This is a genomic window from Streptomyces sp. NPDC007189, assembly GCF_040703635.1.
Classification (GTDB): Bacteria; Actinomycetota; Actinomycetes; order Streptomycetales; family Streptomycetaceae; genus Streptomyces.
The window spans coordinates 1-18080 of record NZ_JBEYEY010000016.1 but is presented as its reverse complement, the minus strand read 5'-3'; the positions used below and the strand labels follow the sequence as shown (position 1 = coordinate 18080).

Annotated in this window: 15 protein-coding genes and 1 pseudogene; 7 read left to right on the top strand and 9 right to left on the bottom strand. The window is 73.2% G+C overall.

The window, feature by feature from the left end:
* Positions 1-202: 202 nt before the first annotated feature.
* Together AB0950_RS28930 and AB0950_RS28925 are read left to right on the top strand one after the other, a co-directional pair.
* Positions 203-1447: an MFS transporter gene (locus tag AB0950_RS28930; RefSeq protein WP_366779727.1), complete on the top strand. Its 1245-nt coding sequence runs from the start codon at positions 203-205 to the stop codon at positions 1445-1447.
* A gap of 101 nt (positions 1448-1548) precedes the next feature.
* Complete coding sequence (locus AB0950_RS28925) at positions 1549-2421, top strand: LysR family transcriptional regulator (protein WP_360569841.1); 873 nt, start codon at positions 1549-1551, stop codon at positions 2419-2421.
* A gap of 61 nt (positions 2422-2482) precedes the next feature.
* On the opposite strand, the gene AB0950_RS28920 is transcribed toward AB0950_RS28925, so the two are convergent.
* Together AB0950_RS28920 and AB0950_RS28915 are read right to left on the bottom strand one after the other, a co-directional pair.
* A complete protein-coding gene (locus AB0950_RS28920; protein WP_366779726.1) occupies positions 2483-3475 on the bottom strand; it encodes an NADPH:quinone reductase in 993 nt (330 codons plus the stop codon).
* Between the two features lie 94 nt (positions 3476-3569).
* Positions 3570-4766 (bottom strand): acyl-CoA dehydrogenase family protein, encoded by a 1197-nt coding sequence (locus AB0950_RS28915; protein ID WP_366779725.1) that lies wholly within the window; start codon positions 4764-4766, stop codon positions 3570-3572.
* A 298-nt stretch (positions 4767-5064) separates the two neighbouring features.
* Between AB0950_RS28915 and AB0950_RS28910 the strand changes: the two genes are divergently transcribed.
* Positions 5065-5451 carry a DUF2267 domain-containing protein gene (locus tag AB0950_RS28910; protein ID WP_366779724.1) on the top strand — a complete coding sequence of 129 codons (387 nt, stop codon included), beginning with the start codon at positions 5065-5067 and terminating at the stop codon, positions 5449-5451.
* A gap of 36 nt (positions 5452-5487) precedes the next feature.
* Here AB0950_RS28910 and AB0950_RS28905 read toward each other — a convergent pair whose 3' ends face one another.
* Positions 5488-6153, bottom strand: coding sequence for a dienelactone hydrolase family protein (locus AB0950_RS28905; protein ID WP_366779723.1), 666 nt, complete (start codon positions 6151-6153; stop codon positions 5488-5490).
* Positions 6154-6336: 183 nt separating this feature from the next.
* On the opposite strand from AB0950_RS28905, the gene AB0950_RS28900 reads away from it, so the two are divergent.
* From AB0950_RS28900 to AB0950_RS28890, 3 genes are all read left to right on the top strand, one after another.
* Entirely contained in the window at positions 6337-6783 is a 447-nt protein-coding gene (locus AB0950_RS28900) for a MarR family transcriptional regulator (RefSeq protein WP_360151379.1), read from the top strand.
* Positions 6784-6834: 51 nt separating this feature from the next.
* Entirely contained in the window at positions 6835-8556 is a 1722-nt protein-coding gene (locus tag AB0950_RS28895) for an MFS transporter (RefSeq protein ID WP_366779722.1), read from the top strand.
* Between the two features lie 85 nt (positions 8557-8641).
* Positions 8642-9823 carry a hypothetical protein gene (locus AB0950_RS28890; protein ID WP_366779834.1) on the top strand — a complete coding sequence of 394 codons (1182 nt, stop codon included), beginning with the start codon at positions 8642-8644 and terminating at the stop codon, positions 9821-9823.
* A gap of 31 nt (positions 9824-9854) precedes the next feature.
* Here the strand turns inward: AB0950_RS28890 and AB0950_RS28885 are convergent.
* From AB0950_RS28885 to AB0950_RS28865, 5 genes and pseudogenes are all read right to left on the bottom strand, one after another.
* A pseudogene (locus AB0950_RS28885) lies at positions 9855-10237 on the bottom strand (PPOX class F420-dependent oxidoreductase).
* A 42-nt stretch (positions 10238-10279) separates the two neighbouring features.
* Positions 10280-11209 (bottom strand): carbohydrate ABC transporter permease, encoded by a 930-nt coding sequence (locus AB0950_RS28880; protein WP_360151373.1) that lies wholly within the window; start codon positions 11207-11209, stop codon positions 10280-10282.
* A 1-nt stretch (position 11210) separates the two neighbouring features.
* Positions 11211-12104: a sugar ABC transporter permease gene (locus AB0950_RS28875; RefSeq protein ID WP_360151370.1), complete on the bottom strand. Its 894-nt coding sequence runs from the start codon at positions 12102-12104 to the stop codon at positions 11211-11213.
* A gap of 34 nt (positions 12105-12138) precedes the next feature.
* Complete coding sequence (locus tag AB0950_RS28870; protein ID WP_360151367.1) at positions 12139-13482, bottom strand: extracellular solute-binding protein; 1344 nt, start codon at positions 13480-13482, stop codon at positions 12139-12141.
* Between the two features lie 130 nt (positions 13483-13612).
* Positions 13613-15442 (bottom strand): sugar-binding domain-containing protein, encoded by a 1830-nt coding sequence (locus tag AB0950_RS28865; RefSeq protein ID WP_366779721.1) that lies wholly within the window; start codon positions 15440-15442, stop codon positions 13613-13615.
* A gap of 149 nt (positions 15443-15591) precedes the next feature.
* On the opposite strand from AB0950_RS28865, the gene AB0950_RS28860 reads away from it, so the two are divergent.
* Positions 15592-16605, top strand: coding sequence for a LacI family DNA-binding transcriptional regulator (locus AB0950_RS28860; protein ID WP_366779720.1), 1014 nt, complete (start codon positions 15592-15594; stop codon positions 16603-16605).
* Positions 16606-16614: 9 nt separating this feature from the next.
* Here the strand turns inward: AB0950_RS28860 and AB0950_RS28855 are convergent, their stop codons facing one another.
* Positions 16615-17901 (bottom strand): phosphodiester glycosidase family protein, encoded by a 1287-nt coding sequence (locus AB0950_RS28855; protein ID WP_366779719.1) that lies wholly within the window; start codon positions 17899-17901, stop codon positions 16615-16617.
* Positions 17902-18080: the final 179 nt, after the last annotated feature.

Below are 18080 nucleotides of genomic sequence, written 5' to 3'. Positions count from 1 at the left end.
GGCCATGACCTCCCTGGGCGCGGCACTGTTGCCGAACCGACGGTACGCGTCCCGCCCGCTGAGCGCACCGGCCATCTCCGACGGTGATGAGGGCTATCCCCAATCATCGCGACCAGGAGGGAAGCAGAGAGGCCGCCCGGTTGCTGGTGCAGGTGAGGGCGGCCGGCCAGGCTGCTCGGCTTCCCACTACGAAGAAGGTCACGTGCCCCAGTCATCCGAAGTCCGGACGTCACGTCGGCCTGCGACCGGCGCCGAGCCCGCGCACGGTGTGCCGGGCCGGCTGATCGCGCTGCTGGCCGTCGCCTCCGGCATGACCGTCGCCAACCTGTACTACGCCCAGCCCCTGCTCTCCTCGCTGCGCGAGGTGTTCCACACCAGCACCGCGGCGGCGGGCTGGCTGATCACGCTCACCCAGGTCGGCTATGTGATCGGCATGCTCTTCCTGGTGCCGCTCGGCGACCGGCTGGAGAAGCGCGGCCTGATCACGGTGCTGCTGATGGTCACCACGGCCGCTCTCCTGACGGCCGGGCTGGCCGGGAACTTCCCCACCCTGCTGATCGCCTCCCTGGCCGCCGGCGCCACCTCGGTCGTCGCCCAGATCCTGGTCCCGTTCGCCGCGAGCCTCGCACCCGACCACGCCCGCGGCCGGATCGTGGGCCGGGTGATGAGCGGACTGCTCACCGGGATCCTGCTCTCGCGCACCCTCAGCAGTCTGGTCTCCGACATCGCCGGCTGGCGCGTGGTCTACCTGGGTTCGGCGGTCCTGATGGCCGTGCTCGCCGTCGCCCTGCGCTCGGCCCTGCCCCGGCAGGCGCCGACCACGACCATCCCGTACGCCCGGGTGCTGCACTCCACCGTGCGGATGCTGCGCATCCACCCCGCGCTGCTGCGCCGCGCCCTGTACCAGGCGGCGATGTTCGGCGCGTTCAGCGCCTTCTGGACGACCATCTCCTACGTCCTCGCCGGTCCCGGCTTTCACTACTCCGCCGTCGGGATCGGCGTGTTCGCCCTCGTCGGGGCCGCCGGTGCGGCGGTGGCCCCGCTGGCCGGGCGGTGGGCCGACCGGAACCTGGCCCGGCCCATGACGGGCGCCGCGTTCGTCCTCGCCGCGCTGGCCTTCGGCGTCGGGGGCATCGGACGGCACCACATCGTCCTGATCGCCCTGGCGGCCGTGCTGCTCGACATGGCCGTACAGGCCACCCTGATCCTCGGCCAGCACACCATCTACCGGCTCGATCCCGACGCCCGTGCCCGCCTCAACAGCGCCTTCATCGCCACCTTCTTCCTCGGCGGCGCCCTCGGCTCCCAACTCGGTTCGCTGGCCTACCACGCAGGCGGCTGGACGGGGGTGACGGCGCTCGGCGCGGCGCTGCCCGTCGTGGCGCTGCTGTACTGGCTCACCGAGCACCGGAAGGCGGACCGGAACCGCGCCCGGGACACCGCGTAGGGACGTCCCGCGCACGGCGGCAGACGTCCGGACGCCGCCCCTCCGCATACGATGCTGCGAAGATCCCCGGCTGCGGACGGGCACGGCGTCACCTGGAGCGGATGATGGACCTGCGGCAGATGGAAGTCGTCGTCGCGGTGGCGGACGCGGGCGGGTTCACGGCGGCGGCGCGGCGGCTGCACGTGGTCCAGTCCGCCGTCTCCGGCACGGTCCGCGCCCTCGAACGGGAGCTGGGCACCGCGCTGTTCACCCGGAACACCCACCGCGTGGCGCTCACCCCGGCCGGCGAAGCCTTCGTCCCCGCGGCACGGGCCACCCTGCGCGCCGCCGAGCTGGCGCGCGAGGCCGTCGACGCCGCGAAGGGGGAGCTGCGCGGCCGCGTGACCGTCGGCATCATGCAGGGTGTCTGGGCGGGACTGCACCGCGCGCTGGCCGCACTGCGGGCGGAGCATCCGGGGGTGGTGGTGCAGCTGCGGCAGGCGGCGGTGACCGACATCCGGCAGGCCCTGCGCGAGGGCACGGTGGACCTGGCCGTGGTGGCGCTCGACCGGCAGCAGCAGCGCGGGCTGGTGACCCGGCTGCTGTCCCGCGAGGAGATGGTCCTGGTCGCCTCCCCCGGCCGGGACCTCGCGGCGAGCGCCCCCGAGGGCGCCGTCGCACCGGACACGGTCGCCCAGTTGCCGCTGGTGGACTTCGCCCCGGGCTGGGCGATCCGGCACGCCGTCGACCGGGCCTTCCGCGCCGCCGGCGTCGACCGGGTCACGACCTTCGAGGTGAACGACATCGTGGCGGCATCCGAACTGGTCCGCGGCGACCTGGGCGTGTGCATCATGCCCCCGTCCATCGCCGGCCGCTTCCCGGACCTGGCCACGTACCGCTTCGCCCGGCACGCGCCGAGCTGGAAGGTGATGGTGGTACGGCCGCACGGCGATCCGCCCCCGGCGGTCGCGGCCCTGCTGCGGCACATCACCTGACACCGGGCGCATGCCGTCCAGCGCAGCCGGCTTCGCGCCCCACCGGGTTGGGGCGCGGGAGTCAGCCGCCGGCGGGGAGGTCGGTGCGCAGGACGGCGCGGCGGCCGTGCAGTTGGCCCTTCTCCATCCGGGCGTGCACGTCGGCCGCCGCGCTCAGCGGGAGGAGCTCCATGGTGCGGGGCCGGAGCACACCGCGGCCCAGCAGGTCGTTGATGTACGCGGCGGCCTCGGCGAGTTCGCCGGGTGTCGCGTGGGAGATCACGAACCCCACGACGGAGCGGTCGTTCATGTACAGCGCCCCGGCGGGCAGCACGGGACGGGTCCGGGGGCCGGCCAGCAGCACCACGCGGCCCCTGAGGGCGAGCAGGCCGACCCAGGTCTCCAGGTCGTTGACGCCCGCCGTGTCCAGGTACAGGTCCAGTCCCGACGGCGCCGCCGCACGGATCTTCTCCGTCAGGTCCGGATCCCGGTAGTCGAACACCTCGGCCGCGCCCAGCTCCGCGCAGTAGCGCGCGTCCCGCGCGGCGGCCGTGGCGAGGACGCGGGCGCCGGCCCGCACCGCCATCGTCACCAGGGCGCTGCCGACGTTCCCGGCGGCGCCCGCGACCAGCACGGTCTCCCCCACGTGGAGCCGCCCGTGGACGAACAGGGCGAGATAGGCGGTCGCGGCCGGGTGGAACACCGCCACCGCGGCGCACGGGTCGACCCCCTCGGGCAGCCGGTACAGCCGGTCGGCCGCCACCACCGCCTGCTCCGCCGCCGCGCCCTGCCGTCCGCCGTGCCCGAGGCTGTTGCACCACACCCGGTCCCCGGCGCGGAATCCGGTGACGCCGGGGCCCGTCTCCGCGACCGTGCCGACCAGGTCACGGCCGACGACGAAGGGGAAGTCGACGTGGGTGCGGAAGAGTCCCGAGCGTACGAAGGTGTCCACCGGGTTGACCGCGGTGGCCAGGACGTCCACCAGTACGTCGGTGGGTCCCGGCCGGGGCGGGGCGATCTCGCCGTACCGGATGACGTCCGGGGACCCCAGCTCCTCGATGTACGCAGCGCGCATGGCACCCCATGGTTCCATCTCCGCCTCGAACCCGGCCCGACCGATCCGGCCACGTGTGCCGACTCCGCCGGGCCCGGTCGACGCGAGGGGGAGGTCAGCGCCCGGGCTCGGCGCCCTCCGCGCCCAGGGCCCAGGCGCCGTAGGCCGACCCGGCGGTCTCGAAGGAGAAGATCACGTGGGAGGCCGCGGTGTTGACGTCGCGCCAGAAGCGCTGGACGGGGTCGGACTCGAAGTGGCCCGTCGTCCCGGTGGCCCGGAAGAGCCGTTCGACGGCCGACACCGACAGCTCGACCGCGAGCGCCAGGTCCCGCGGGCCGCGCACCGCCGCCTCGCCGTCCCTGGTCGCCTCGACGCCGTCGGCGACCCGGGCGGCCCGCTGGACGAGGAGTTCCGCGGCGTCCACCTCGGCCGCCGAGCGCGCCAGGTCGGTCTGCACCGAGGGCTTCTCGCGCAGCGGGGCGCCCCGCCGGTCGGTGCGCCGCATGGTCTGCTCGGCCGCGGTCCGCACCGCCCCGCGGGCGGCGCCCACCACGGGGACGGCGAGCGGCAGCGCGTTCACCTCGTTGACGGGCGCCGTGTGGCAGCGGGCCGTGGAGGCCGTGGCCCGCCCCGCGTTGATGTCGAGCCTCGACAGGGTCAGATGGTCGGGCACGAAGACGTCGTCCAGGACCATGGTGTCGCTGCCGGTCCCGCGCATGCCCAGCGTGAACCAGGTGTCCTTCACGGTGATGTCGGCCCGCGGCACCGCGAAGAACCGCACCTCGCCCCGCCCGTCGGGGCCCACCTTGCCGGGTACGGCGGAGCAGGCGAAGACCCAGTCGGCGAACCGGATCCCGCTGATGTACTTCCACTCGCCGCGCAGCCGCCAGCCGCCGGAGACCCGCTCCGCCTTCCCGGCCGGCATCAGCGCGCCCGCCATCAGGGCGTCCGGCCCGTCGGCCCAGAGCACCTCCTGTCCCTCCGGGGGGAGGTACGCGCCGTACCGGGCCGCGTAGGCGGACAGCGAGGCGGCCCAGGCCGCCGAGGCGCAGCCCTCGCCGACCAGGGTCACCGCCGAGGTCATGTCCGCGAAACGGCCTTCCGTGCCGCCGAAGGCCGCGGGCACGAAGTGCCGGGCGAATCCGGCCGCCCGCACCGCCTCGACCACGTCCGGCGCAAGCCTCCGGGCGGCCTCCGTCTCGTCGCTGCACCGCGCCGCGATCTCGGCCACGCGCGGAGCACCGGCGACGACCGCCGCCACGCCCGGCTTCTCGGCGATGATCGTCGCCGTGGCTGTGCTGTCGCTGAGCATATGTTCGCCACCTCCGTCGGGATGACGGCAGTGTCTCCGGCCCTGCCCGCGACAGGCCGCACCCGAGCCGGGACCTGCCCGTCAATCACCCGACCGGCTTCCCCGCCGCCCGCCGCCCGGATGCACATCGGCGGGCCGGGGCGTTGCGCGGGCGCACGGCACCGCTCGACCTCCGGCGTCGGCGGTCGGAACCTACAATGACGACATCACCCTGTCCGCCGTCCGCCCGACCGGGCCCACGGCGGCCGGGAAGGGTGCGGCTCGCCGTGATGGCCTGCGACGACAGTGGGAGGCCGCCGTGCAACTGGAAGAGTTCCTGGCCCAGGTCCGCGACCGCGGGGAGTACCGCAGCCGCGAGGAGACCGAGCACGTCTGCGAGGCGGTCCTGTGGGCGCTCGCGACCCGGATCGCCCCCGAGGAGGCCGACGAGCTGGCCGCCCGGCTGCCCGCACCGCTGGACGAGGCCCTGCATCTGGACCGGGGGCGTCCCGAGTCGTTCGACTGCGACGAGTTCCTGCGCCGGGTGTCCGTGCAGACCGGCGCCCGGCCCCGCACCGCCGAGTGGGACGCGGACGCCGTGCTGTCCACGGTCGCCGACGCGGTGCCGGACCGGCAGCTGGACGAGCTGCTGTCCGGGCTGCCGGCCCGCTACGCCGAGTTCTTCGGCCGCCCGAGTCCGGGCTGACGGGCCCCGAGCCCGAGCCGACCGGGAAGGTCGTCGTCAGGCGTGCTGCGCGGTCTGTCCGGTCATCCGCTCCTCGCACCACCGCCGGGCCACCTCGGCGACCTCCTCCAGGGCGCCGGGCTCGCCGAACAAGTGGGTCGCCCCCGGAACGACGTGCAGGGCGTGCGGGACCCGCAGGTACCCGGCCGCTTCCTCGTTCAGCTCCTGGACCTGCTGGTCATGGCCGCCGACGATGAGCAGCACCGGGACCCGCACCCGTCCCAGGGCGTCGCCCGCCAGGTCGGGGCGGCCGCCGCGCGACACCACGGTCAGCACCCGGTCCGGACGCTGGGCCGCGGCCACCAGCGCCGCGGCAGCGCCGGTGCTGGCGCCGAACAGGACGACCGGCAGGCCCCGGGTGTCCGGCTGGGTGTCCAGCCAGTCGATCGTGGCCACGAGCCGCCGGCCCAGCAGCGGGATGTCGAAGCGGTGCTCGCCGGTCACCGCGTCGTGCCGCTCCTCCCGCTCGCTGAGCAGGTCCATCAGCAGGGTGCCGAATCCGGCGGTGCGCAGTTCGGCGGCCACCATCCGGTTGCGCGGACTGTGCCGGGAACTGCCGCTGCCGTGGGCGAAGAGCACCACGGCGCGCGCCGCCGAGGGAACGACGAGGTCACCGGAGAGAGTGGCGTCGCTGGTGGGCACCAGAACCATGTCGGAGATCATCGCAATCACTTCTTCCACGCCGCCGGCCCAGCGGATCGCGCGAGTTGGGGTGTCCCCCGCGTACCCACCATATCCAGCGCCATCTGTCCCGTCCTGCCCGAAAAATCCCCACTATGACGAGGCATCACAGGGATTGATGAGCAGTACACGTACATGCATAATGAGCTTATGCATAAGCGGGTTATGGACTCTGCCGACCCGGCGGACGCGTCGGCCGAGCACCTGATGCTCGCCGTGGAGGAGATCGTCCGGTACGTGCGCCGCAGCGCCACGACCGGCGGGCTCAGCACCGCGGCCTCGTCCGCGCTCAGCCGGCTGGGACGCGAGGGCCCCCAGCGGCTGACCGAACTGGCCCGCGCGGAGAACGCCTCCCAGCCCAACATGACCCAGCTCGTCACCCGTCTGGAACGGGCAGGGCTGGTACGCCGCACCGCCGACCGCACCGACGGCCGCGGGGTGCTGGTGGAGGCGACCCCCGCCGGTCTCGACGTCTTCCGCCGGCGCCGGGCCGAGCGCGCCGACGCCCTCGCTGGAGTCCTGGATGAGCTGACCGAGCCGGAGCGGCACGCCGTGACCGTCGCGCTGCCCGCGCTGGCCAGGGTGATCCGGGACCGCCAGGCCGGTTCCTGAACCTGCCCGCCCCTCGCACCGTCCCCGCCAAGAACTGGAGATGAAGCGTTCATGAGCGCACCGCACGGAAAGACCGCCGGTCCGTTCCGGCAGCCGAAGGCCGTCTGGGCCGTGGCGTTCGCCTGCGTGATCTCGTTCATGGGCATCGGCCTGGTCGACCCGATCCTGCCCGCCCTCGCCGAGAGCCTGCACGCCTCGCCCAGCCAGGTCTCCCTGCTGTTCAGCAGCTACCTGATCGTCACCGCGGTGGCCATGCTGGTGGTGGGCTGGTTCTCCAGCCGGTTCGGCGCCAAGCGCACCCTGGTCATCGGCCTGGCCGTCATCGTGGTGTTCGCCGCGCTGGCCGGCTCCTCCGGCTCCATCAACGGCATCGTCGGCTTCCGCGCGGGCTGGGGCCTGGGCAACGCCCTCTTCATCGCCACCTCGCTCGCGGTCATCGTCGCCTCGGCCAGCGGCGGCTTCGGCGGCGCGATCATCCTCTACGAGACCGCGCTGGGCCTCGGCATCGCCGTGGGGCCGCTGCTCGGCGGCGAGTTGGGCGCCATCAGCTGGCGCGGCCCGTTCTTCGGCGTCGCCGTCCTCATGTCCATAGCCCTCGTCGCGACCCTCGCCTTCGTGCCGTCGCTGCCCAGGCCCGCCCGGCGCACCTCCCCCCTGGCGCCGCTGAAGGCGCTGCGCCACCGCGGTCTGCTGACCATGGGCATCATGGCCCTGCTCTACAACTGGGGCTTCTTCACCATGCTCGGCTACGCCCCCTACCCGATGAAGCTGAGCGCCCACGAGCTGGGCCTCGTCTTCACCGCCTGGGGACTGCTGGTGGCCGCGTTCAGCGTGTTCTTCGCCCCGCGCCTGCAGGCCCGCTTCGGCACCGCCCCGGTCCTGTACGTCAACCTCGCCGGCCTCGGCGTGGTGATGGCCGTCATCGCCGCGGGCGTCCAGACGCCGGCCGTGGTCATCGTCGCCGTCATCCTCAGCGGCGCCTTCATCGGCATCAACAACACCCTCACCACCCAGGCCGTCATGCTCGTCTCCCCCGTGGAGCGGCCCGTGGCCTCCTCCGCGTACGGCTTCCTGCGCTTCATCGGCGGCGGTCTGGCGCCGTACCTCGCCGGCAAGCTCGCCGACGCCACCGACCTGAGCGTGCCGTTCTACCTCGGCGCCGCCACCTTCGTCCTGGCCATCCCCGTGCTGGCCAGCGGGCACGGCCTGCTGCGCCGGGCCGAGACGGACACCGGCGAGAGCGAGCCGATGACGCCCTCGCTGACCCCCGTGGGCCGCCCGGCCGCTCCGGGCACACCGCCGGTCATCGTCGCCGTGGGCGCGCACGACCGGGCCGCCGCGATCGTCGACGCCGCGGCCCGTCTCGCCCGGGACACCGGGAGCCCGCTGGAGGTCGTCCACGTCCAGCAGACGGCGGTGGTCGAGGAGCAGGCCGTCGAGACCGAGACCACCGAGCACGCACGCGCCGCCGTCGCCGCTCACCTGGACCGGCTCGCCGGGCGGGGCATCGCCGCCACCGGTCAGATCCTCACCAGCGTCGGCGATCACGCGGCCGCCGGCCGTGCGCTGGCCCGGCACGCGGCACAGGTGGGCGCTCGCGCGATCGCGGTCGGCCGTTCCCCGCGCGGTCCGCTCGCCCAGTTCGCCGACGGCAGCCTCACCACCGCGCTCACCCACAGCGCCCCCTGCACGGTCGTCCTGGTCGACGCCGACCACACCCCCCGCCCCCTGACCCCGGACACCCTGGCGGAACTACGCGGCACGGCGGCCTGACAACGCCGCCGCCCCCGGTTCTCGGCCATGCGGAGGGTTCCGGTTTGCGCTCGGGTATGCCGCCGCTCATGGTCGGAGAGTGAGTATGTCCTCCGCGCTGCGGTCGCCCGACAGCCCCCGCGACGCCGGCCGCGGTCGGGTGGAGGTGCCTCCGGGAGCACTGCGGGCCCTCGGTGTCTTCGCCGTCGTCCGGCTCGCCTCGCTCGTGCTGCTGGTGATCGTGGACGCCGTGGCCGGCCGCCCGTTCGGCAAGAGCCTGGTCCATGCCTGGGACTCGGTCTGGTACCTGCACATCGCCGAGCACGGCTACGGGACGCAGCTGCGGATCACCTCCACGGGCGCGGTCCAGACCGACTGGGCGTTCTTTCCGCTGTACCCGGGGCTCGTCCGCGCCCTGCGCGGCTTACTGCCCGTCTCGACGGGGGCGGCCGGGCTGCTGATCGCCTGGGCTTCCGCGGCACTCGCGGTCCACGGCATCTACACGGTCGGCCATCATCTGCACGGCCGGCGCGTCGCCACGGCTCTGGTCGCCCTGTGGGCCGTACTTCCGCAGTCGGTCGTCCTCACCCTGGCCTACACCGAACCGCTGTTCACCGCGTGTGCCGCCTGGTCCCTGTACGCCGTGCTGCGCGGCCGCTGGCCGGCCGCGGGCGCGCTGGCGATGCTCGCGGGGCTCACGCGTCCGACCGGCATCGCGGTCGCCGTGGCCGTGGCCGTCGCGGCCGGGCACGAGGTCGTACGGCAGCGGGGGCGCGCCTCGCCGGGGCTGCTGGCCGGGGTGGTGCTCGGTCCGCTGGGGTGGGCGGGTTATGTGCTGTGGGTGGGACGGCAGACCGGTGACCTGGTGCGCGGCTATCTGCAGGTGCAGAGCGCCTGGAACTCCCGGCTGGATCTCACGGTCGGGCCGCTGCGGTTTCTGGCGTCGATGCCGTTGCAGGGCAGTTGGGTGACCTATCCGGTGGCCCTGGTGCTCGTCCTGGCCGCCGTCGTGTCGTTCTGCGTGCTGTGCCTGGACCGCACCCCGCTGCCGCTCGTGGTGTTCGCGGGCGTCCTGCTCCTGCTGGTGGTCGCCGTGTCCGGCCCCTTCTCCTCCAAACCCCGCTTCCTGCTCCCGGCGTTCCCCCTGCTCATTCCCCCGGCTCGCGCTCTCGTCCGGGTCTGGCGCACCGGCCCGTCCCCCCGCGCGCGTCTGGTGTGCGGCGGCCTCACGGCCCTGTCCGTCCTCTACGGCGCCTATCTGGCGTCCCTCGCCAGCCAGCCGCTGTGACCACACGGACGCCGAGGGGCCAAGAGCGGCGTCAGCCCTCGACGTCCAGGGCTGTGCCGTACAGCCGGTCCACCCGGAGCCGGATCACGACCCGGCGCTCGGCGACCTGCTGGGCGAGGAAGGCTTCCTCGTCGTCCGGTCCCGCGGGCGGCGGGATCATCGCGAGGAGTTCCCGCCCGACCGCGTCACCGGGCACCGTCGTGACCTCGGAACCCTCGGCGACGGCGAACGACCACACGTCGTCGCCCCGCACATGCAGCGCCGCCCGCGGATCGCGCCGCAGGTGCGCGGCCTTCACCCGGTCGGCCGTCGTCGACAGCCGCACGACGCGGGCCTCGGGCTCAACCGCTGCCGGGCCAGCAGCTCGGAGAGGGCTTGGTCGGACAGGGGCCGGGGTGCGGGTCCTTGGGTCATGCGGTGATCAACTCCGTCCGGCGGGACGGTGTTCCGCCCGGCTCACTGGCCGCCGAGTCCGGTCGTCGCGACGGACTTCACGATGTGCCGCTGGAAGAACATGAAGACCACGACGAGCGGCAGCGCGGCGAGGACGGCCGAGGCCATCGACTGGGCGTACTGGATGCCGTAGGCGTCCTTCACGGAGGTGATGCCGACCGGCAGCGTCATCAGGTCCGGGTCCGACGTCGACACGAACGGCCACAGGAAGTTGTTCCACGCCCCGATGAACACGAAGATCGCCACGGCGGCGAGCATCGGCCGGGACAGCGGGAGCAGCACCGACCAGAAGATCCGCCAGTGGCCCGCGCCGTCGATGCGCGCCGCTTCCTCCAGTTCGCGGGGCAGGGAGTCGAAGTGCTTCTTGAGGATGAAGACCATCACGGGCGCGACGGTCTGCGGCAGGATCACCGCCGCATAGGTGTCGACCAGATGCAGGCTCAGCATCTGCTGGAACCAGGGCACGATGAGGAGTTGGGGCGGTACGACCACGGCGGCCACGGTGAGCGCGAACAGCCGGCGGCGGCCCGCGAACCGGGTGCGGGAGAAGGCGTATCCGGCCATCGCGGAGACCAGGACCGTGATCACGGTGACGGCGGCCGCGACGAGGAAGCTGTTGAGCATCCACAGCGGCAGCTCCCCGCGGTCCCAGACCGTGCTGAAGCCGTGGAAGGTCAGGCCGTGGCGGGGCCAGAGCCAGTGCACGGGATCGCTGGCGTCCTGCTCGGACTTGAAGGCGGTCAGCAGCGCCCAGGCCATGGGCAGCAGCCACACCAGCGCCAGCACCGACAGGGCGGCGAGGGCGAGGACGCGCGCGGTCCGGCTCTCGCCCAGGGAGAGGTGCGCCGCACGGCGTCGTACGGCCACCTCCCTCACGGCGTACGGCGCTCGGGGCGCGGGGGCGGTGCGGACGGGCAGGTCGGTGGAGGCCATGTCACTTCTCCCGGCGGCGGAGGGCGGCGTACTGGGCGGCGGAGGCGAGGACGACGAGGGCGAAGAAGATGTAGCTGATCGCCGAGGCGTAACCGAGCCGGTAACCGGTGAAGCCGACGTCGTAGACGTACTCGACGACCGGACGGGTGCTGCTGTCCGGGCCGCCCTTGGTCAGCAGGTACACCTGGTCGAAGACCTTCAGCGAGGCCAGGATCTGCAGCACCGTGATGACGGCGGTGATCCGGCGCAGCTGGGGCAGGGTGACCGACCACAGGCGCCGCCAGGCCCCGGCGCCGTCGATGGCGGCCGCCTCGTACAGATGGTCCGGGATGGACTGCAACGCGGCCAGGTACAGCAGGAAGTTGAAGCCGACGGTCCACCACAGGGTGGTCAGGACGATCGCCCACATGGCCACGGACCGGTCGCTGAGCCAGGCCACCTGGCCGAGGCCGAGCGCGTGCAGCAGGTGGTCGTAGAGGCCGAGGTCGGGCTGGTACAACCACACCCACAGCAGGCTGACCACGCCCACGGGCAGCAGATAGGGGGCGAAGAACGCCAGCCGCCACACCCACTGTCCGGGCAGGCCCGTGTGCACGAGCAGGGCCATGCCGAGGGCGACGACGACGAGCGGGACGGTGGACAGGACGGTGAACCACACGGTGTGGCCCAGCGCGCGCCACATCTCCGCGTCCTTCAGGGCCTCGGTGAAGTTGTCGAGGCCGACGAAGGACGGGGCGTGCGCCGACAGGGAGGTGTCGGTGAGGCTCATCCACAGCCCCTGGGCCAGCGGCCAGAGCATGAAGACGGCGAACAGGACGAGGAAGGGGAGCGCGAAGAGCAGCCCGGGTGGGAGCAGCCGGCGCGCCGGCAGTGTGGCGTTGCGGGGTGAGGACATCGTCGTGCCTCCTGCGCGGATGGTTCGCAGCCGGTCAGGCCGGGCTGGGCTGGGAGAGGAAGGTGTTCAGGCGCCGCACCATGGCGCGGGCCGCGCGGTCGGGGGCGAGCCCGTCGAGGAGGGCCTGCTGCAGGACCTGGGACATGGCGTTCTGGAAGTCGGATCCGGCGCCGGCGAACCAGACGGCGGGGTCGAGCACGACATGGCTCTGCGCCTGGGCGTAGTGGGACTGCGGCTCGAGGTTCCGGTAGGCCTGGGTGCGGGTCACCGGGCGGTAGGCGGGGATGTGTCCCGCGGTGGCCCAGATCTGGCCGGCCTTGAGCAGGGCGGCGACCGCGCGGTGGGCGCGGCGCCGGTGTGCGGGGTCGGGGTGCGGGTGGTGCGGCAGGACGAAGGAGTGGGAGTCGGCGTACACGGCGGGGGTGCCGAACACGGTGGGGAAGGGCGCCGCGCCGATGTTCTTGTCGGCGGCGCGGAAGGTGCCGAGCTCCCACTCGCCCGACAGGATCATCGCGGTCTGCCGGTTGGCGAACGCGGCGATGGCGGCGGCGTAGTCGAGCTGCCCGGGGTTGACACGGCCGTCGACGAGTTTGGCCATGAAGGCGATGACCTCGGCCATGCGGTCCTCGTCGACCTCGGCGGGGCCGCCCGCCGGGAGCCGGAAGGCGCCTCCGGTCTGCCGGTACAGGCCGTAGAACAGGCGCCAGCCCTGGGCGGTGTCGGTGACATAGCCGAAGGCGATGCCCTGTCTGCCCGACGCCTTCGCCAGTTCCCGGCCGGCGGCGAGGAACTTGTCGGGCGAGTCGAACGCCTCCGCGTCCAGGGTGCCGTCCTTCGTCAACAGCCCTGCCTTGGCGGCCGGTTCGGGGTGGAAGAAGACGATGAACGGGTGGGTGTCGAGCGGGACGGCGTACGTCTTGCCCTCGAACTGGGTACGGGACCACACCGCGTCGGCGAAGTCCTCGCGCCGGATGCCGTACTCGGCCAGGGTGTCGAGGTCCCAGGGGTCGAGCAGTCCGGTGGGCGCGTATCCGGCGAGGCGGGACATGTGCGCCACGGCGACGTCCGGGCCCCGGCCGCCGGCGGAGGCCATGGCGAGCTTGGTGTAGTACGGGGTGCCCCACTCCAGGACGGTGCGCTGGATGCGCGTGCCCGGCATGTCGGGTCGCGCGGCGCGCACCATGTCGTTGAGCAGGCCGCCGTCGGCGCCGCTGAACAGGTCCCAGAGGCGGACGGTGGAGTCGTCGGCGGCGAGCGCGGATCCGCAGCCGGAGAGCGCGCCGGCGCCGAGGACGGCGGCTGCGGAGGCGAGGGCCGCGGTCAGGGCGCGGCGCCTGGTCGGGCCGGGTGGACCGACGGGTGTGGGCATGCCGGTCATGTGGCTCCTTTCCCGGGGGCGGTGGGACGCGGCGGACTCGGGTCCGCCATGCTCACCGCCCTACGGACATACATCGATGTAAATCTCGGGCAGGGTGCGCTGCCTCCGCTCACGCGGAAGGCGGCCGTTGTCAGGGCGTCGCCCTCTCGAAGGCCGCGGGGCGGGACTGGGCGTCCCTCAGCCGGGCGGTGTCGACCTTCTCGGAGCGGTCGAAGCGGTAGACGCCGTTGCGTTCCTGGAAGACGTCGGTGAGCTGGGTATAGCAGTAGCCGAACATGTCCGGGTCGTCGAGCAGCACGCCGGTGAGGCCGGTGAAGCGCTCGACGAACTCATCGGCGGTGCGCGGCCGTTCGCCGTACCCCCAGGAGCTGCCCGGCTCGTTCCCGGCCGCCTCGCCGGCGGCGTCCGGGTCCCACCAGATGCCGCCGAACTCGCTGCAGAAGTACGGCTGTCCGCGGTAGGGCACCGACCACGGCCGGCCGTCCGGCGCCGCGTTGACGTACGGCCTGCCCTCGGCGAGACCGCCCATGGTCTTGGCGAGGACGGCCGGGTCCTGCTCGTAGCAGTGGGAGTCGTACACGTCGGTCTCGGCGACCCGGTGGGCGTATCCGGAGGCGTCGATCACCGGCCGGGTGGGGTCGGCCTGCTTGGTGGCCAGGAACATCGCCCGGGTGACGTCGTCGAGCTGGGTGATGCGGTCGTGCAGCGGCTGGTACGTCTCGTTCAGCGGGCACCAGCCGACGATCGAGGGGTGCGAGTGGTCGCGTTCCAGGGCCTCCAGCCACTGGGCGACGTACGAGGCGTCGGGGCGCTGGTTGTCGTCGCGGACGCCGACCTCGCAGCCCCAGTCCCCGAACTCGCCCCAGACCAGATAGCCGAGCCGGTCGGCGTGGTAGAGGTAGCGCTCCTCGAAGACCTTCTGGTGCAGCCGGGCGCCGTTGAAGCCGGCGGCCAGGCCCAGTTCGATGTCCCGGACCAGGTCGGCGTCGCTCGGCGCGGTCATCAGGCCGTCCGGGTAGTAGCCCTGGTCGAGGACGAGGCGCTGGAAGACGGGCCGCCCGTTCAGCAGCAGCCGCCTGCCGTCGACGGCGACCGAGCGCAGGCCGGCGTAGGAGCGGGCCGAGTCGACGACCGTGCCGTCGGCGTCGAGGAGGTCCAGGGTCAGGTCGTACAGGTGCGGGTCCTGCGGCGACCAGGGGCGCACCCGGTCGGCGGGCAGCGGCAGGACGAGCCGGGGGCACAGGTCGAGGTCGGCACGGGTCTCGGCGCTGACGATCTCCCCCTGGCCGTCGGCGAGGGTGGCGCGGACGCGGTGGCCGGGCCGGTTGGCGGTCAGCGGGAGGTCCAGGAAGAAGGAGCCGGACGCCAGGTCGGGTGTGATGCGGGGCCGCTTGAGGGCGGCGGCGCGCGGGACCGGTTCCAGCCACACCGTCTGCCAGATGCCGGTCGTCCGGGTGTAGTGGCAATGGGAGTTGGCGTACCAGGTGGACTGCTTGCCGCGCGCCTGCACGCCGTGCCTGCTGTCGCGGGCCCGGACGACGATGGTCAACTCCTCGCCTGGAGCGGCGACTTCGCCGAGGTCGGCGGTGAACGGGGTGAAGCCGCCGCGGTGCCGGGCGACCTCGACGCCGCCCACCCAGACCGTGGTGTCGTGGTCGACGGCGCCGAAGTGCAGCAGCACCCGGGCGTCGCCCCAGGCGGCGGGCACGGTCACGGTCCGCCGGTACCAGACGGCCTCCAGGAAGTCCGTCTCCCCGATCCCGGACAGCGCCGACTCCGGGCAGAACGGCACGAGGATCGTGCCGGTCAGTTCCCGCGCCGCGAGACCGCGCTCCAGGCCGGTGTCCGACCGGTCGATCTCGAACTGCCACTCGCCGTTGAGATTGAGCCAGGCGTCGCGCACGAACTGCGGCCTGGGGTATTCGGGACGCGGCACGTCGGCGGCGTGCGGGACAGGCATGGGGCTCCTCGCATCGGGGGTGCGGATCGGTGCGGGACACATGGCACCATGGGATTACATCGATGTAAACCCGTCGGGAGAAGATGACCGGGCCCGCAATCGATTCGTGACGGTCGGTACGATCACGGCAGGCGGAAGGATGGAGCAGCGTGGCGGCCAGACCGAGGATCAAGGACGTGGCGGAGTACGCCGGTGTCTCCCCCAAGACCGTCTCCAACGTGATCAACAACTTCGAGCACGTCTCGGAGCGGACCCGCGCCGCCGTCCAGGAGGCCATCGACGCCCTCGGCTACCGGGTGAACATCGCCGGGCGTCAGCTGCGCCAGGGCCGCACCGGCATGATCACCCTGGCGGTCCCGGAACTCGACGTCGCCTACTTCTCCGAGCTGGCCAAGCACGTCATGGCCGAGGCCGGCCGGCGCGGCCGTACGGTCCTGCTGCACCAGACCGGAGCGGCACGCGACCGTGAACTGGCGGCGCTGCACGGCTTCGACGCGCAGTTCTCCGACGGCGTCATCCTCAGCCCCCTCTCCCTGCTCCCCCGCGACCTCGCCACCCGTGACCGGCGGCTGCCCGTCGTGCTGCTCGGGGAGCGCTCGGCCAAGGGCAGCACCGACCATGTCGGCATCGACAACGTCCTGGCGGCCCGCGAGGCCACCGAGCACCTTCTGGCGCGGGGACGCAGGCGCATCGCCGTCATCGGCGGCGCGCTGCGCGGCCCGCAGGGCACCGACCGGCTGCGCACCGAGGGCTACCGGGAGGCACTGAAGGCGGCCGGGCTGCCCTTCGACGCCCACCTGGTGGTGCCGGTGGAGGCCTTCCACTGGCAGGACGGTCTGCGCGCCGCCGGCACGCTCATGGCACGGGAGCAGCGGCCGGACGCGCTTTTGTGCCTGAACGACCATCTGGCGCTGGGCGCCCTGCGCGCCCTGCACGAGCACGACTGTGCGGTGCCGGGGGACCTCGACGTGGTCGGCTTCGACGACATCGAGGCCTCCCGGTTCAGCGTGCCCAGCCTGACCACCGTCGCCCCCGACAAACAGGAGATCGCCCGGGTCGCCGTGTCGCTGCTGCTGGAGCGGATCGACGACCCGGACGCCGCCGCCGTGCGCGACCATGTGGCCGGGCACCGGATCATCGTGCGGGAGAGCACGGGCGGTTGAGCGGCGGGCTCAGCCCTCGGCGGGACGGTACGGGCCGGGCACGAAGACCAGGGCGTCGCCCACGGCGCGTTCGGCGGACCCGCTGGGATGGTTCACCAGAGCACCCTCGACGGACAGGGTGGTGGAGCCGCCGCCGTCCAGGTTGACCGCGTCGGTCAGGCCCAGCGCGTCGGCGACCGCCGCCGTCTCGGCCATCGTCGTGCCGACGCTGGTCGTCATACGGCCGTCGACGGTCGCCAGGACGATCCTGCCGTCCCGGGTGGTGCCGGCGATGGTGCGCGGGTTGCGGTCGAAGAAGCTGCCCGAGCCCGTCGGCACCACGATCCGGCCGTCCGCGGTGAGCCGGTAGCGGCCGTTGACGCCGAACAGACCCGGATGGACGGGAACGCGCCGGCCCTGCTCGTCGGTCAGCACGGAATCGGTGCGCAGGCAGCCGCCGTCCACGGTGTGCAGCAGGGCCGCCGCACCGGCGCCCGTGGCCTGGACCGAGGTCTGGCCGGAGGCCAGCTGTGTGCCGCGCGTCCGCTGCGTGCGGACGACGCACCCGTGCCGGTCGAGGACCACCTCGACACCCGCGCCGGAGGGCGTGGACGCGGCGAACTCGGGCGTGAAGCGCACGACGTCACCGGGGGCGGTGCACTGGGTGGGATCCGTCGGATCGGCGCAGGCCGCCGGGACGACCGGCGGATGGTTCACGTACGTCAGCGGCAGCGTCGCGCCGGTCCGCCGGTTGTGCAGGCTGCCCGACCAGCTCAGCCTGCCCATGACGGCGCGGTTGCCGGGCGCGTCCACGACGAAGTCGGCCTCCGTGCCGTCACCGGTGGGTTCGCTGAGCAGCCGCCCGTCGAAGAGACCGAGCCCCACGGGGTCACCGGGGTAGTCCTGGCTGGCGGTGAAGGTGAAGAAGGAGCCGTTGACGCCGGCCAGGGCGCCGGAGGACCGGACGAGATCCGTCGTCTTCTCGGTGTGGGCCAGGTCGGGGCCGTACGTCGCCCGCAGGTGGCCGCGCGCCGTGCGCGGGTCGATGGTCAGGACGTCGACCATCCAGGGGCCGCGCGTGGTGGTGTTGATCTGGTCGGCCGGGGCGGGCTCGGTCCCGCGGACGATACGGGTGAGGGTCACGCCCTGGGCGAGCGTCTGCGTCGTACGGGTCTCCGTCAGGCCGGGGTCGCCGAGCGGGAGCCCCGGCTCGGCGGCGGCGGCCCGGCCGGCGGGCGGCACGAGCAGCAGGAGGAGGGCGGCCACCGCGAGCGCGGCCGCGCGTGTGGGTCCGGGTCTGTACGAGGTGCATGCCATGCCGTGAGGGTGCTCGGCGTGGCGGACGATTACCCGTGCGGCGGTTGATGTGCCGGTCCCGGTTGGGTTAACGACCGGTGTCGCGGGGTGAGTTGGGAGCGCGCCGCCGGCCTCGTCGGGGACATCACGGCCGGCCTCACGGGAAGCGCGCGGGACACCGAAGCATGGGCAACCGGCCC

Coding starts and splice junctions, on each gene's coding strand:
- AB0950_RS28875 (WP_360151370.1), bottom strand. CDS start 12,104: ATGTCCTCACCCCGCAACGCCACACTGCCGGCGCGCCGGCTGCTCCCA.
- AB0950_RS28865 (WP_366779721.1), bottom strand. CDS start 15,442: ATGCCTGTCCCGCACGCCGCCGACGTGCCGCGTCCCGAATACCCCAGG.
- AB0950_RS28895 (WP_366779722.1), top strand. CDS start 6,835: ATGAGCGCACCGCACGGAAAGACCGCCGGTCCGTTCCGGCAGCCGAAG.
- AB0950_RS28905 (WP_366779723.1), bottom strand. CDS start 6,153: ATGATCTCCGACATGGTTCTGGTGCCCACCAGCGACGCCACTCTCTCC.
- AB0950_RS28870 (WP_360151367.1), bottom strand. CDS start 13,482: ATGACCGGCATGCCCACACCCGTCGGTCCACCCGGCCCGACCAGGCGC.
- AB0950_RS28880 (WP_360151373.1), bottom strand. CDS start 11,209: ATGGCCTCCACCGACCTGCCCGTCCGCACCGCCCCCGCGCCCCGAGCG.
- AB0950_RS28920 (WP_366779726.1), bottom strand. CDS start 3,475: ATGCGCGCTGCGTACATCGAGGAGCTGGGGTCCCCGGACGTCATCCGG.
- AB0950_RS28890 (WP_366779834.1), top strand. CDS start 8,642: ATGTCCTCCGCGCTGCGGTCGCCCGACAGCCCCCGCGACGCCGGCCGC.
- AB0950_RS28855 (WP_366779719.1), bottom strand. CDS start 17,901: ATGGCATGCACCTCGTACAGACCCGGACCCACACGCGCGGCCGCGCTC.
- AB0950_RS28915 (WP_366779725.1), bottom strand. CDS start 4,766: ATGCTCAGCGACAGCACAGCCACGGCGACGATCATCGCCGAGAAGCCG.
- AB0950_RS28900 (WP_360151379.1), top strand. CDS start 6,337: ATGGACTCTGCCGACCCGGCGGACGCGTCGGCCGAGCACCTGATGCTC.
- AB0950_RS28925 (WP_360569841.1), top strand. CDS start 1,549: ATGATGGACCTGCGGCAGATGGAAGTCGTCGTCGCGGTGGCGGACGCG.